We start from the raw sequence: 14043 nt of genomic DNA, 5'->3' as shown, positions 1-14043 counted from the left end.
CTGCACGAGACCGCTCAGGTCAAGCTGCGTGACCAGAATTGAAGCGGTTTTCGGGTTTCCTCCACATCTCCCACGTCACGCCACGAAAAACGAGCCACCACACCCGGCATGGGGGAGTATCCACGTTTGTGCCAGAAACTGTGTAGATCATTGTACACCTCGGGCCTAGCGGGATGGTCGCCCGGACGTTGAACGCTGCAAAACGCGGATACGCAAAAGCCGAGATTTCGGGCATGGGCCTCCCGCATATCAAAGAAACTGTGCCCAAGCCCGCGCCCGCGATACTGTGGCAACAGCACGGATTCGGCGCAGTAGAAAACATCCGTCAGCGCCAAGCCGGTTCCGTCGAACGCAGCGGCAAAATCCTCGGCGTGATCCGAGAGAGGTGCGCCGGTCGAAGCACCAACAAGCGCCTCGCCATCCCATGCCCCAATTACGATAGACCGGTCGCTGTCCAGATAGCTTTGCAGATAACTGCGTTCGTAGGCCAAATCGCCATCATAGAGATAAGGCCAATCGCGAAAGACAGCTATGCGAAGGCGGGCGATGTCATCAATCGCTTCAGCCAAGGCCGCGCCACGCAAAACCTCCAATTGCAGGTCCATCAGCCAGAGACCTGCGCCGTCCAATCCGCCAGGTTGTAATATGTCGTCACGCGGATGATCTTGCCGTCCTTCAGATCGAAGAACGACCCGGCGGGAAGGCGGTAACTTTGCCGATGCGCTTCGGGCAGACCTGCATCGGTTTCGAGGTAGACGCCGTTCACGATGTATTCGGCAGCCGCCCGGGTACCGTCTTCATTATCGAAAATCACCATATCGGTGAGGTTTTCGTCGTAGCAGCGGCTCATATGGGCGCAAAACTCGGCAAACAACGCCTTACCGGTGCGGATTTTGCCTTCGTTCACGTGGTGGGCCACGTCATCGGAAAGACACGACAGCATGGCTTCGGTATCTTTGGCGTTGAATGCTTCAAAATATCGGGTGACGGTGCGGTTCATTTTGTCTCCAACGGGTTGCCCCAGCGCTCAGTCAGGCGCTGGATGATCTGGGATCGGGTTTGCCTGTAGCTGTCTAGCTTGGCATCCCGGGTTTCCCCCAGTCCAGTTGGGTCCATAATTGGCCAATATTCGACATCGAGGTGAAAAAACCGGGTGAGTTCCAAGGCCCGTCTCTGGCTGGCAGGCGACAAAGCCACGACCAGATCAAAAGACGACAGGTCGTCGCCCCATTGCTCCATTTCGTCAAACGACCGCGAGCGATGACGCGACAATTCAACGCCGATCTCCTGGCAGACCGCGATGCAGAAACCGTCGATTTCCATATCATTCTTGACACCGACCGACTGCACATAGGTGCCAGAGCCATAAAATTGCTTCATGATCCCCTCGGCCATAGGGGAACGGACCGCGTTGTGGTCACAGCAGAACAAAATCGACTGTGGCAACTCGCTCACGCTTCAGCCCCCAAAATGCAGAACGCAAATCAGCGTGAAGAGGCGGCGCGCCGTATCCGTATCAATCTCGGCCTTCCCTTCCAGACGTTCCTGAAGAACGCGGCTGCCTTCGTTATGGATACCTCGGCGGGCCATGTCGATCGTCTCGATCTGACTGGGCGGCAGGGTCTTAACAGCTGTGAAATAGCTCTCGCAGATCTGATAGTAGTCTTTGACGACCTGACGGAACGGCGACAGTGACAGATGGAATTCCGCGGCTTTCTCCCCGGCTTCGGACGCCACATCAAACACCAGCCGCTTATCCCGGATCGCAAGACCTAGATGATAGGGACCTTCTGGCACCTCGCGCTCGCCGCGCGCAGGTAGGGCAAAGCTGTTGTCCTCGATCAGGTCGAAAATGGCGACCCGGCGCTCCTGCTCAATCTCGGGCGTCGGCGGCGGCAAGTTACTGTCATCAAGGTCAATTTGGCTGATGCGGCTCATGGGTCAGATCTCTGTGCGCGGGTCATACAGATAACTGACTAGCCGATGGCCGCTGCAACGGCAATCCGCGGGGCACGATGTGCCGCAAGGATGTGTCTCTTGGGACAGTCTCGCATCTGAAGGCCGCCCCGCAATTCGTCACGGCCTGCTCCGTTGCATTACCGATTCAACCGATCCAGCCGGGCGCGGATAGACAGACCATGGGCCTGCAGGCTTTCGCTATTCGCAAGAGTCTCGGCCGCAGGTCCGATAGCCCGCAGCGCCTCAGGCGTGATCTCACTCAGCGTCGTGCGCTTCAGGAAATCCATGACTGACAGGCCAGATGAGAACCGTGCAGATCGCGCCGTTGGCAACACGTGGTTCGGTCCGCCGATATAATCACCGATGGCTTCGGGCGTATATTGGCCAAGGAAGATCGCCCCGGCATGAATGGTCTTTTCGCTGAGCGCGCGCGGATCAGCAACACAGAGTTCAAGATGCTCGGGCGCGATGCGGTTCGAAAGCCGCGCTGCCTCTGCAAGATCCGGCACGGTAATCACTGCACCATAGTCGCGCCAGCTGGGGCCAGCGATGGCGGCACGCTCCAACGTCTTCAATCGTTGCTCGACCGCTTCCGCCACGGCCCGCCCAAATCCTTCATCATCGGTGATCAGGATCGACTGCGCACTTTCGTCATGCTCAGCCTGACTCAGCAGATCCAGCGCGATCCAGTCTGGGTCGTTGTCCTTGTCCGCAATCACTAGGATCTCGGACGGCCCTGCAATCATGTCGATGCCTACCTTCCCGAAAACACGCCGTTTTGCCGCAGCAACAAATGCGTTTCCGGGGCCGGTGATTTTGTCGACAGGGGCGATGCTCTCGGTTCCATAGGCAAGGGCCGCAATCGCCTGCGCACCACCGATACGGTATATTTCATCGACGCCCGCCAACCGCGCCGCCAGCAGAACCAACGGGTTGATCTGCCCATCCGGCGTCGGAACCACAACCGCGAGCCGTTCAACACCGGCAACCTTCGCCGGAACCGCATTCATCAGCACAGAGGACGGATAACTCGCCAGCCCCCCCGGCACATAAAGACCTGCGGCCGATACCGCCGACCAGCGCCACCCCAATGACGCGCCAGTATCATCCTGCCACGCATCATCCGCAGGCATCTGCCGTGCGTGATAGGCGCGAATTCGATCAACCGCCAGCTCAAGCGCTGCACGTTCCTTGCCAGAGACCGCCTGCACAGCCGCGTCAATTTCGGCGTCAGAGATTCGCAGCTGATCGGCTGTCAGCTGCAACCGGTCGAATTTTGCGGTCAGCTCAATCAGCGCGGCATCGCCACGGGCGCGGACATCCGCGATAATATCGGCAACCACAGCATCCACATCGGGACTGTCTTCACGTTTCGCGCCCAGAAGCGCGGTAAAGGCCTTTTCGAAATCAGCGTCGGACGCGTTTAGAAAAACGGGCATCATGGCTCTCCTTTGCGCCTGCAATATAGCCCCCAGCCCTCAGTCTCAAGATGATTGCTTGCGTTGATGTCAGCGCAGCACCCGCCGCGCCAGTTGCGATATCATGTCCGGCGGCAGAGCATCATCCAGCGGACATAGCATCAGCACATCATGTCGGGGCTCACTTCCCAACATCACCGAACGGGGGCGAAGACCGAATGGGCGAAAACCGGCCTGCTGATAGAGCCTTTGCGCTTTCTTGTTTTCCTGATCCACGCAAAGCTCGACCTGGGTCAATCCAATCTTGCGCGCGTGACCCAGAATTTGCGTCAATAGGGCTCGGGCCATCCCCTGACCTTGATAGGCACGTGAGATATAGAAAGGCCCCAGATCGGCGGTATGGGAAATGCGTGACAATCCCCCCTGCCGTAGCACGGCAAAACCCACCAACCGTTCCTCGGCAAACGCGCCCCAATAGGCGCCGCTCTCGAAGCCGCTGATCAGAGCCGCATCCGGAATGCTGTCGGCTTCTTCCACGGTCATCAGAAATGACGCAGGAAACTCTGTCAGCCCCTCGCGCCACAGGGCACGAAGATCCGCAAGATCAGCCTTGACCAGTCGGCGCAACATCATGTCTCGTGCTGCGGTGCCCGACCCGATGGTGCCTGATAGGGACGCGTCACATCGCGCAAGGTCACCTCGATCGCCTCGACAGCCAGACGGATGGCCCCATCACCGGCAAGCGTCAAGACAATATGCCCGTCACCGTCGGTACCGGGCTCAAAACTCAGCGATAGGAGAGACAGGATAAGATCGCGCTCTTTGCGATCCACCCCTTGCGACGCCACAGACAGCACCTGATCGACCACCAGTACACTCTGCACCCGTTCATAAGGGCGTCCGCGCCTTTCAGAGGCGTCCTTGTCCTCCCAGCGGAACCGGTTCAGCAGCAGGGCAAAACGCCGTTCGCTCGGGCGCCAGCTGATTTCCGTCACCGGAAACACCGCATCCTGTGCGAGCGAGGCGATGACCTGCAGATCGTCGGGACCCAGGGCACCAAGATTCAGCGGCGCTTCGCGCCCATCGTCGAAACTGGCATCTGACATCACTGCTCCTGGATCCGTTCGATCTTGGCACCGACCGACGACAACTTCCGCACCACATGCTCGTAGCCGCGGTCCAGATGATAGACCCGACTAACCTTGGTTTCACCCTCTGCCGCGAGGCCGGCAAGGATCAGGGAAACCGAGGCACGCAGATCGGTGGCCATCACCGGTGCTCCTTTCAGTTTTTCGACGCCGGTCACGGTAGCATGGCCACCATGCACGTCGATCTTCGCGCCCATGCGCATCAGCTCCGGCGCATGCATAAACCTGTTCTCAAAGATCTTCTCTTCCAGAACGCTGGTTCCCTCGGCCGTGCACATCAGGGCCATCATCTGCGCCTGAAGATCGGTCGGAAAACCGGGGAACGGTTCGGTCACGACATCCACGGCCTGAACGCGGTTACTGCCGCGGCGCACGGTCAGGCTGTTCTCATTCTCGGTGATCTCGACGCCGGCGGCCTCCAACTTATCACAGAACGCCTCGATCAAGGACCGTTTTCCGCCGAGCAGCTCAACCTCACCACCGCAGATCGCTGGCGCCAGCATATAGGTGCCCAGCTCGATCCGGTCGGTAACAACCGGATGGGTGGCGCCGTGCAGACGATCCACGCCCTGAATTGTGATCGTCGAGGTGCCTTCACCTTCGATCTGAGCACCCATCTTGCGCAAGCACTGCGCCAAGTCGACGATTTCAGGCTCCCGCGCCGCGTTGTTGATCACGGTGGTGCCTTTGGCCAAAGTCGCGGCCATCAGGGCATTTTCGGTCGCGCCGACTGAAACCAAGGGGAAATCGATAGTGCCACCTTTCAAGCCGCCCATCGGCGCCTTGGCATGGACGTAACCGTCTTTCAGTTCCAGCTCTGCCCCTAGCGCTTCCAGCGCTTTCAGGTGCAGATCTACCGGACGCGCCCCAATGGCACAGCCACCAGGCAGCGAGACAACCGCATGACCATCGCGTGCCAACATTGGCCCCAGAACCAGAATCGACGCCCGCATTTTACGCACGATATCGTAGTCTGCGGTATGATTGTTGATGTCATGGCTGGACATCGCCAGCACTTGGCCATCCTGCAGCGTCGACACCTCGGCTCCCAGCGACTGCAACAAGGTCGTCATGGTGCGAATATCCGAAAGTCGCGGCGCATTTGTCAGCGTCAGCGGCTCCTCGCTCAGCATGGTTGCCGGCATCAGCGTGAGACAGGCGTTTTTTGCACCCGCGATGGGAATCTGCCCCTTGAGCGGGCCATTCCCGGTCACCAAAATCGAATCCATCTGCCCTTACTCCTTGGAACTGCCTGTTGAGAGGTCGTCGGCCCTGCGTTCGATACTGTCGTCTTTTACCGCACGCGCCTTGGCCTGAGCCTTCCGACGGCCCATATTCGCCTTCAATGCGGCCTTCAACCGATCTTCGCGTGTGGGCGCTGACCCGCCGCTTTTTACTGTTTTCTTCTCTGCCATAGATCTTCTGTACCGGAGTGTGAAAAAACCGTCCAGAATGCTCTTGCACCCCACTTCGTTTATGCCTAAAAGCCCCCTCACCGGCGCTGCTGTAGCTCAGAGGTAGAGCACTCCCTTGGTAAGGGAGAGGTCGAGAGTTCAATTCTCTCCAGCAGCACCAGTTTCCAGAACATCGCAAGATTATATGCTTAACAGCATATCTGAAGCCGCCATTCTCGGCCGCTACCCCCTCCGTATGCAGGGACCTTTCTCGATTGCAGAGCTTCTCCCACAGATTGTCCGCCGATAGCCCACCGGTCGAGCACAACGTCCCTCGAGACCGAATCGATCCTGAGCATTCGAACTCCGATTCGTTGCCATTGCAGCAACAACGCCGACAGCTGCTTGAGACTGTCAGCGGTTAACCGCCGTTGAATCAAATTGTCTACAGATTGCGATGCGCGAATCACTCTGGTTAAGGCTGATTTTAATTTTCAGCCGTCATTCTCATTGCCAAGGACCGCAATCCCGCGAGCTAAGCGGGGCGCGGCACCGCAGCAGCACCCGGAACAGGAGGGTTGAATGACAAATCAAGTGCAACACGACCGCCCGCCGACCAGGACAAGGCCGGGCATCGTGCCGGCTGGTGCCAAGCGGTATGGGGTCGATCCAGTCTGTTTGGACCAAAGTGAAAAATGCGGGTCAAGGCTACGGTTTTTCAACCGACAGCTCGCAGGGCAGATCATACAGGCAAGCGTCCAACTTTCCCGGGTCCTCCCCACATTCAGCGCGTGCAGAGACAGCGTGTTTTCGTTGAAGCGCAGCTTGAGCGATCTATCGCATCTAGCCGAGCCGACGTTGGCGCTCTGCCTCAGGCCGCGCTGGAAACGACGATGGTGCCGCGCCGCGACTCCAAACTCATAAAAAAATCAAGTGGCCGCCAAAATCGATACTGCCTGAAATCCGCTTATCCATTGGAAGGTTCCCGCCAAAACCGGTGGGCCCACTTTGAGTACGACACCGTATCTGGTGTATCCGCTTTGCTTCAGTCGTGAGGCGCTGCGGAACGGGACCAACGAAATGGACGCGTCATCGTTTTGCACCCCTGCTGGGAACGCCAGTTCTCGGGCCACCACACGACACCAATAACTGCCGACAGGGCAATACCGAACCCGGCCGCCTGGAACGCATCGACATGCAGTCGGTGCGCCGGGTGAGCTGTCCCAAAACCAGCGTGCTGATCTCCCTATCAGCCGCGATAGCACGAGGCTGGCCTCGACAAGGAACACGTCATGTCGACGATCTGGAACTCTATTATTCGAAAAACTGCAGTGGCTGCCGCTGCACTGACCATGATGAGCGTTTCTGCCGGAATGCTCCCGGCGCAAAGCATCAACAACAATATCAAGAGTCAGCTGGACGAATTCGTCAAACGTGGCACCGAGGTGAGATTCGAAGGGTATCTTACCGGCTACAGCTATTGGGATAACACTCCCCCCGGCAGTGCCGCCATTGCGCGCCCGGTCCTGCGGCGCCAGGCCGGCGGAACCGGCACTTATAATGACCCAATTACCATCGCGGTGGGACATGCCATTCGGCGCGGGCGCCAGACGTTGGACTTCCCGGCAGGTACACGGTTTTACATCGAGCGCCTGCGCAAATACGCAATCGTAGAAGATGTATGTGGCGACGGGCACCAGCCACAAAACGGTCCCTGCCATACCGGCAAGAATGGCCGCCCCTGGCTCGACATTTACATCGGGGGCAAGCGAAACTCTGTCCGCGACACCGAACGCTGCATGAACCGATTGACAGGGATGCAGCCCATCCGCCTCAACCCACGGCGCGGCTATCCGGTTGCACAGGGCGAAATCTCGGCCAGCGGCTGTCAGGTCTTTGGCCCGGTGAGTTAACTTGGCCGCGATCCAATTCACTAACCCCTAGCGGGCGCGGCGCTTCAGATGCGCAAGCGCCTGCAGGACGATCCCATTGGTGTTAAGGTCAGCATGGTTTGCCATTTGCCCATAGCCGTCAAGGAACAGGCCACTGCTCATGCCAAAACCATCAATTCGGGCGCGACTCTGTGCGGTTTCCAGCATCTTCAGGCTGAACGCGCATGGCCGCACCGCATACCACAGATAAGCCGCTTTGGTTGAAAAGATCCCGTAGGGGCTGGTCGCCACAGGCTCAAAGAGCACATCGCGCCCCTTTCGATAACTGACATTCCATCGCGTTTCATGGCCAAGATCGAACCCCTGATAGACAAACCAGGGCGCTGTATCGATTGGGGTCTCTGATGGCGCCAGCAATTGCCCGGTCTGATCATAGTGATGCTTCATCGCCCCAAGGAAGATATCGGTGAGGACCGCGCATTCCGCCGAGGGTCCCAACTCGACATATTCCAGCAGCAGCGGTTCGGTGGGCAGAATACCAACCTGATCCACCGTATAGAGTAGACTGACCGTTCTGTCGGCGACGGTATCCCCGACGAAGGCCTCCCGATAAGGAGATCGCGTATCAGGCTGACCCAGCAACGGCAGAATACGCGTCTGATAGTGGGCGCAATGCGACAGATACGACGACTGGATGCGTGTCTTCAGAATATTCTTCAGCACACCACCCTGCATAAGGCCTGCAATTTCCCATTTCTTCATTAGCTGAGACGACACCTCCGCAAGCGCCGCATGTTTCGCGGCCCGGGTCACGGCACTGCTCAGGCGTGCAAAATCACAGGCATCAAAGCCGCGGCGTTCGATAGACGCATCCCGCACATTGATCAGCGTAGGCGGATAGGCCATGTCCCCGTCAGTGATCACCGGCAGGGATGCCATGATCTTCTTGATGCGGCGATAGATCTTGTCAGCGGGCGCCAGATCCAGATCAATTGCCGCGAGCAGCCCCAGTATCAGGCTGCCGACATCCCACATCGTGATTTCATAGTTGTTGAAAGACTTACCGTTAATCTGCTTCCTGACGGTCAGCGCCAACCCGGTGGCGCTCATCTCTGCCTGTTCCAGATAGCTGTAGGCCAGTTGTGCGTCGGCCATCATGGCCTCATTAAACACAGGCGACTCCGGCGCCAAATCAGTACTGCGCAGTGCCTCTCGCGCCTCCAGCAGCAACTCATGCGCCGGGTCAACAATTCCTGTAGGATAATTAAGGCAGATCCCATTCGCGGCCGGAATCTTGGCGGCGAGCTTGCCAACAGCGTCAACCTTATGAACGAAGACAGCATCCGGATGCCGCACGTCTCCCCGCTGCGGCGCAACCTCATCGGCAAGGAAGAGCGGGCCTTCCACCGGTTCGCCGTCAGGCCCCAGGCCTGGCGCTCCCAGTCGGCGCTGCTCCCCGTCACGGGTCTCCAACAACAAAGCGCCATCCGCGCGACGCTCCCCGCCGCGCACCAGAGTCACACAGTCAACGCCGAGACGTGCCCGCGCCTGGCCCAGTAACGCGTCATAGCCTTCCCCACTCTCAGGGAACTCGGGCAGAATGACATAGTGCCGGGAGTGGTTTGGCAGGAAAGCACAACACCGTTTGTAGAGTTCTCGCGGCAGGACCGACAGAAGATACCCTGAAAGGCGCGCGCGATTGACACTCGCGGCGATACGTTGACCGACCTCATAAGCGCGAGCCGGATCAATCGGCAGTTCCGCCACATCAATGGCCAGCACCGTCCCGTCCCCCAATTGGGAGAAAAGCCCGGATGTCATCTTCTGCTGGGCTGATCTCAGATCAAGACGCGCCTTAAGCGGTAACATCAGAACTGCGGCCGGCCCAAGCAGCGCCTCGCGTTCGGCATCAGCAACCGCATCGTATATCACGGTCGTGCACCCTCCGGTCCGCAAGCCATCCTGCCTCAGGTCGCCCTCCATGCCATTTGTGGATACGGTCGAAAAATGCGCAGGCTGGGCCGCCGCCGCCATCGATCCCGGCAAAAGCCGATCAATCTGTGATCGCAGGCTCCAGAGTGCTCGTGCCTTGAAATATCCCGTCTTCTGCATGAGATCGCGCGTGGCAGGGACAATCTCGACGAATGTCCGGTTTTTGGATGCCGTGTCACTCAGCATCGACAAGACCGGATGAACGGCATCCGGGCTGTGTCTGGCGAAGTCATCGAACTCAACTTCAACCGCCAAAGCAACGCCTTGCGACAGGAACGCAAAGATCAGCGAGCCAAGTGCGTTCTCGGGCAGGGATGGATGCACACCTGTCAGCAGTATGGAAAACGCCCGAATTCCCTCTGCGTGATCTGTCTGCGCTTCAGCCGGCCATGCTGCACCTATCAGGCCACCTGAGGCCAACCCCAGAAACTCCCGACGTTTCCACCGCATTACCCTGTCCAACTTTCTGGTTTCAGCGCTGTTTACCATAACTTGAACGAGCCGCGATGCCCATCTTGAATTATCGTTAGGACTTTGTTAAAAACTTAATTAGCGGACGCGGAATCGAAATGGTTCGCGCGAAAGCACGACTGGCGAAAATCGCCTGCCCCCCAAACGAGTAATTGAAAAAGTAACACGTTATTTGAACGGGTTGGCAAGTGATGTACACGACGACTGATAATCGGCCGACGCCAGGTCCAAAGAAAAGCAGAGCAAAGGCTCCTGCTGCTTCAACGCGTCGTCACAAGACATTTCCGACTGAGATTCTGCCGGCCGAGATGGCTCTTTCGACCGACGCGGAGAAGCAGATCTTCAAAGCTGGCAACGCAACCCGGCCGTTTCTGGCGGTCCTGTTGTTTGTGATTGCGCTCGCCCTGGCGGCGGCGATGATCATTGCCGTGACACAGAATGTGATCACCGAGTTCAAATTGGCGCGACCATTGTTTCAGAACAGCGCGCCTGCGGATAACATCAGCCAAGATTGGCGCCGTTTCCTGCCGCAGAGTGACAATCTGGAAGGCGATGGGGGCAATGATCAGCTCGACCGCGATTACGCCAGCGCGGATATTGCGGGCGGCAGTTCCTGCGAAACCCAAACAGGCACGGCACGCAGTGCGAGCAATAACCCCTCGAAAGTATACGCTTTTGTAACGGCGGACCTCGAAGACGTTTCCAACTCCGTTCAACGGACCTGCAACACGATCAATGTGTTTGTCCCCGAATGGCTGATCATCAGCGACAAAGGTGTCGACTGGTTGCAGTCCGGCAATCAGGATTTTAGTACGCCCTATGTCGTGCGGACCAATCCTTTTGGCGATAGTCCGATCCAGCCGCTGATCCATGTGCAGGCCAGCGCGCTCAGCAGCGAGGCGTCTGGTCACTGGTCTAATACCGCAGCGCTTGCGGCGCGGCAGGGGTGGTCCGGTCTGTGTTTTGATATGCGTCGGCTTGAGGTGCAAAACCTGCAAAAGGCTCTACTCCATCTCGATGGTGTGAAAGGGGACTTCGCGGCAGCAAACCTGGAAACCTGTGCAGTTATCGCGCCAGACCAGATCGAAACCCTTGCCTATAGCAGCGCATTGCCCGAGCGGGTGATCCTGCCCGCCATTCAGAACAGCTACCGTCTCGGGATCTACGAAGAATCGCCAGCTCCGCTTGATTGGTTCCAGTCCGTTCTCGAACGTGCGCGCACCACTATCCCACAGGATAAACTGGTGATTGGTCTCGCGGCTGGTGGTGTGCACTGGACCACTGGCACGAGTGCGCCGGAGTTTATCAGCTATGCAGATGCAATGTCCCAGGCCGACCAATATGGCGCCTTCGCGGGCTATGCACCCGAAAAAGGTCACGGGCTGATCTCCTATATGGACGCTGGTGGCGAGCGAAACATGATCTGGTATCTGGATGCCGTAAGCCACTACAGCCAGTTGCTGAGTGTCGCAGAAGCTGGCATCGACGGTGTTGCGATCTGGGGGCTGGGGCAAGAGGATCCCTCCATTTGGCCTCTGCTCGCCCAGGAAGATATCCTGTCGGACGAAGCCTTTGCCACATTGCGTGATATCGATCTGAACAGCTTTGTCTCGTATCGTGGCACCGGCCCATTTCTGCGGTTCAGCGAAACCGAAGTCGTCGGCCGTCGCCACGTGACCCGCGATTCCGAAACGCTCATGGTCACCGATGCGATCACCGATCCGCTGCCCTTGCCGGTCATCGCGGACCGCTACGGGGTCTTGCCAGACAAATCCATTCTCCTGACCTTTGATGACGGGCCGTCGCAGGACCACACGCAGGAGATCCTCGATATCCTGAATGCCGCCAACGTCCCTGCGACGTTCTTCATGGTCGGCAATCAGATGTTTGAGCAAAAGAACGTCGTCAACGCACTCGCCGAAGCCGAATTCGACTTCGGGCTGCACACCTTCTCTCACCCGCAGCTCAATCGCGCCTCCCCTGCGCGGGTGCAGGTTGAACTGGCTTTGCAGTCAAGGATCTTTTCCTGGCTGACCGGCCGCACACCAGTTGTTTTCCGCGCGCCCTATATGCGTGGTCCCGGACCGCTGGAGGGCGATCTGGCGCGGCGGCTGAAGACCATTATCGATCAACGTTATCACCTCCTGGGTGCCGATATCGTGCCACCGGATTGGCGCAGCCTGAGCCCGAAGCAACTGGTAGACTACACTCTGGGAGCCTTGGACGGCAGCGGTCAGGTGCTGCTCATGCACGATGGCGGAGGTCCGCGCAGCAGTACCATCAGCGCTCTACGCCTGTTGCTGCCCGAGCTGAAAGCGCGCGGCTATCAGTTTCTGACGCTGGAACAGGCAATGGCGGGGTTTGGAAGCCCCTACGAGACGCGGCAGGTCGCCAGCCTTGAACCCTTCGAAGCGCTGGCCTTTACAGGTGTGGGCAACAGCGCCACGTGGGTGGCATTTGTGGTTCCATTTGCAGTGCTTCTCGGGGTCATCCGCGCTCTTGTCCTGTTCATAATGGCGATCCGGTCCCGCCGTGCGGACCGCATGGATCTACGCCACCGGACAGGTGATTTTTCCGCCCCGGTGACGGTGGTGATCCCAGCCTATAACGAAGAGAATAGCATCCTGAAGACGATCTACAGCGTGCTGGAGTCAGACTACCCCAACCTATCAGTGCTGGTGGTGGATGACGGGTCGACGGACTCCACCTATGAGCTGGTGACAAAGACCTACAAAGGCAACCCGAAGGTACAGATCCTGCGTCAGCCCAATGGCGGCAAGTGGAAAGCATCCAATCTCGCCTTCTCGCATGTCACCACCGACTTTGTCGTTGCGATTGATGCCGATACCATCGTCGCGCCGGATGCTATCCGCCGTCTGATGCAGCCCTTGCGCAACCCCAAAGTTGGTGCAGTGGCTGGCAAAATCATGGTCGGCAACTCTAACAACCTTCTGACAAAGCTGGAAAAGCTTGAGTATACGGTCGCCCAGAACATCGACCGCCGCGCCTATGAAACGATCAATGCGATCATGGTTGTACCCGGTGCATTTGGCGCCTGGCGAACCGACGCTGTGCGCAAATGTGGCTACTACAGCAGCCAGACGCTGGCAGAAGACACCGATCTGACCATCTCACTCCTCGAAAAGGGGTATGAGGTCCGTGCCGCGGAGCGTGCATATGCCTACACCGAGGCGCCCGCATCCGTCGGAACGCTGATGAAACAGCGGATGCGCTGGTCGATCGGGATCCTGCAATCCGCATGGAAACATCGCGGCACCATCCGTCAGGGCCATGCTGTCGGCTTGGTCGGGCTTACGGATCTGGTTGTCTTCGGAGTGATCATGCCGCTTCTTGGCCCGATCATCGACCTGTTGCTGGTGCTCATGTTGGTGCGGTTCGTGTCCAGCTTTGACGGCACCACCTTTGACGCCTTCACCGTTCGTGATTATGCCGTGCTCGCCGTTTTCCTTGCGCTACCGCTGCTGGAAATGATCATGGCTGATTATGCCGTACGGTCCGAGCCATCGACCCCGCGTGCCATGGTGCTGCTGTTGTTGTTGAACCGCTTCATTTATCGCCAATTGCTGATCATCAATGTCTATCGCTCGCTGTGGCGGATCCTGACAGGGCGGTTGACGGGGTGGCACAAACTACGTCGATTTGGATCCGTTCAGGCGCCGGTCCGGCCAACAGTTGCAGCCCGGGCGCATCTCAGCTGACCTGCGGACCGCATGACAACCGGCCTGCGGGATCGGGCAAATCGCGGCCT

At 58.3% G+C, this 14043-nt stretch carries 12 protein-coding genes and 1 tRNA gene; 3 read left to right on the top strand and 10 right to left on the bottom strand.

What is annotated here, in order from left to right; all coding sequences use genetic code 11:
• Nucleotides 1–14: 14 nt before the first annotated feature.
• The 9 genes from WLQ66_RS11285 to WLQ66_RS11245 all read right to left on the bottom strand — a co-directional run bounded on the left by WLQ66_RS11285 (nucleotide 15) and on the right by WLQ66_RS11245 (nucleotide 5940).
• On the bottom strand, nucleotides 15–605 hold the full coding sequence (locus WLQ66_RS11285) for a GNAT family N-acetyltransferase (RefSeq protein ID WP_340546473.1): 591 nt from the start codon (nucleotides 603–605) through the stop codon (nucleotides 15–17).
• Nucleotides 605–1000 (bottom strand): ketosteroid isomerase-related protein, encoded by a 396-nt coding sequence (locus WLQ66_RS11280; RefSeq protein ID WP_340546472.1) that lies wholly within the window; start codon nucleotides 998–1000, stop codon nucleotides 605–607. The genes WLQ66_RS11285 and WLQ66_RS11280 overlap by 1 nt, the downstream gene beginning before the upstream one ends.
• Complete coding sequence (locus tag WLQ66_RS11275; RefSeq protein ID WP_340546471.1) at nucleotides 997–1455, bottom strand: arsenate-mycothiol transferase ArsC; 459 nt, start codon at nucleotides 1453–1455, stop codon at nucleotides 997–999. Before WLQ66_RS11275 ends, WLQ66_RS11280 begins: the two co-directional genes overlap by 4 nt.
• Nucleotides 1456–1458: 3 nt before the next feature.
• Nucleotides 1459–1938 carry a UPF0262 family protein gene (locus WLQ66_RS11270; RefSeq protein ID WP_340546470.1) on the bottom strand — a complete coding sequence of 160 codons (480 nt, stop codon included), beginning with the start codon at nucleotides 1936–1938 and terminating at the stop codon, nucleotides 1459–1461.
• 158 nt (nucleotides 1939–2096) lie between these two features.
• Nucleotides 2097–3398: a histidinol dehydrogenase gene (hisD, locus tag WLQ66_RS11265; protein WP_340546469.1), complete on the bottom strand. Its 1302-nt coding sequence runs from the start codon at nucleotides 3396–3398 to the stop codon at nucleotides 2097–2099.
• A 69-nt stretch (nucleotides 3399–3467) separates the two neighbouring features.
• Entirely contained in the window at nucleotides 3468–4010 is a 543-nt protein-coding gene (locus WLQ66_RS11260; protein WP_340546468.1) for a GNAT family N-acetyltransferase, read from the bottom strand.
• Nucleotides 4007–4483 (bottom strand): DUF2948 family protein, encoded by a 477-nt coding sequence (locus tag WLQ66_RS11255; protein WP_340546467.1) that lies wholly within the window; start codon nucleotides 4481–4483, stop codon nucleotides 4007–4009. The genes WLQ66_RS11260 and WLQ66_RS11255 overlap by 4 nt, the downstream gene beginning before the upstream one ends.
• A complete protein-coding gene (murA, locus tag WLQ66_RS11250) occupies nucleotides 4483–5754 on the bottom strand; it encodes a UDP-N-acetylglucosamine 1-carboxyvinyltransferase (protein WP_340546466.1) in 1272 nt (423 codons plus the stop codon). The genes WLQ66_RS11255 and murA overlap by 1 nt, the downstream gene beginning before the upstream one ends.
• Nucleotides 5755–5760: 6 nt before the next feature.
• Nucleotides 5761–5940, bottom strand: coding sequence for a hypothetical protein (locus WLQ66_RS11245; RefSeq protein ID WP_340546465.1), 180 nt, complete (start codon nucleotides 5938–5940; stop codon nucleotides 5761–5763).
• A gap of 85 nt (nucleotides 5941–6025) precedes the next feature.
• On the opposite strand from WLQ66_RS11245, the gene WLQ66_RS11240 reads away from it, so the two are divergent.
• A tRNA-Thr gene (locus tag WLQ66_RS11240) sits at nucleotides 6026–6100 on the top strand.
• Between the two features lie 1111 nt (nucleotides 6101–7211).
• Nucleotides 7212–7832, top strand: a complete 621-nt coding sequence (locus WLQ66_RS11235; protein WP_340546464.1) for a hypothetical protein — start codon at nucleotides 7212–7214, stop codon at nucleotides 7830–7832.
• Nucleotides 7833–7859: 27 nt separating this feature from the next.
• Here WLQ66_RS11235 and WLQ66_RS11230 read toward each other — a convergent pair whose 3' ends face one another.
• Entirely contained in the window at nucleotides 7860–10253 is a 2394-nt protein-coding gene (locus tag WLQ66_RS11230; RefSeq protein ID WP_340546463.1) for a DUF3131 domain-containing protein, read from the bottom strand.
• 329 nt (nucleotides 10254–10582) lie between these two features.
• Between WLQ66_RS11230 and WLQ66_RS11225 the strand changes: the two genes are divergently transcribed.
• Nucleotides 10583–13993 (top strand): trifunctional glycoside hydrolase family 18/polysaccharide deacetylase/glycosyltransferase family 2 protein, encoded by a 3411-nt coding sequence (locus WLQ66_RS11225; protein ID WP_340546462.1) that lies wholly within the window; start codon nucleotides 10583–10585, stop codon nucleotides 13991–13993.
• Nucleotides 13994–14043: the final 50 nt, after the last annotated feature.

It is taken from the genome of Phaeobacter sp. A36a-5a (assembly GCF_037911135.1).
Lineage (GTDB): Bacteria > Pseudomonadota > Alphaproteobacteria > Rhodobacterales > Rhodobacteraceae > Phaeobacter > Phaeobacter bryozoorum.
Note: the sequence above shows the minus strand (reverse complement) of the source record. Positions and strands in the feature narration are given on the sequence as shown.

What these genes read in the sequence shown, in the direction of transcription:
- WLQ66_RS11285 (WP_340546473.1), bottom strand. Translation starts at nt 605, where the DNA reads ATGGACCTGCAATTGGAGGTTTTGCGTGGCGCGGCCTTGGCTGAAGCG.
- WLQ66_RS11280 (WP_340546472.1), bottom strand. Translation starts at nt 1,000, where the DNA reads ATGAACCGCACCGTCACCCGATATTTTGAAGCATTCAACGCCAAAGAT.
- WLQ66_RS11270 (WP_340546470.1), bottom strand. Translation starts at nt 1,938, where the DNA reads ATGAGCCGCATCAGCCAAATTGACCTTGATGACAGTAACTTGCCGCCG.
- hisD (WP_340546469.1), bottom strand. Translation starts at nt 3,398, where the DNA reads ATGCCCGTTTTTCTAAACGCGTCCGACGCTGATTTCGAAAAGGCCTTT.
- WLQ66_RS11260 (WP_340546468.1), bottom strand. Translation starts at nt 4,010, where the DNA reads ATGATGTTGCGCCGACTGGTCAAGGCTGATCTTGCGGATCTTCGTGCC.
- WLQ66_RS11255 (WP_340546467.1), bottom strand. Translation starts at nt 4,483, where the DNA reads ATGTCAGATGCCAGTTTCGACGATGGGCGCGAAGCGCCGCTGAATCTT.
- murA (WP_340546466.1), bottom strand. Translation starts at nt 5,754, where the DNA reads ATGGATTCGATTTTGGTGACCGGGAATGGCCCGCTCAAGGGGCAGATT.
- WLQ66_RS11245 (WP_340546465.1), bottom strand. Translation starts at nt 5,940, where the DNA reads ATGGCAGAGAAGAAAACAGTAAAAAGCGGCGGGTCAGCGCCCACACGC.
- WLQ66_RS11235 (WP_340546464.1), top strand. Translation starts at nt 7,212, where the DNA reads ATGTCGACGATCTGGAACTCTATTATTCGAAAAACTGCAGTGGCTGCC.
- WLQ66_RS11230 (WP_340546463.1), bottom strand. Translation starts at nt 10,253, where the DNA reads ATGCGGTGGAAACGTCGGGAGTTTCTGGGGTTGGCCTCAGGTGGCCTG.
- WLQ66_RS11225 (WP_340546462.1), top strand. Translation starts at nt 10,583, where the DNA reads ATGGCTCTTTCGACCGACGCGGAGAAGCAGATCTTCAAAGCTGGCAAC.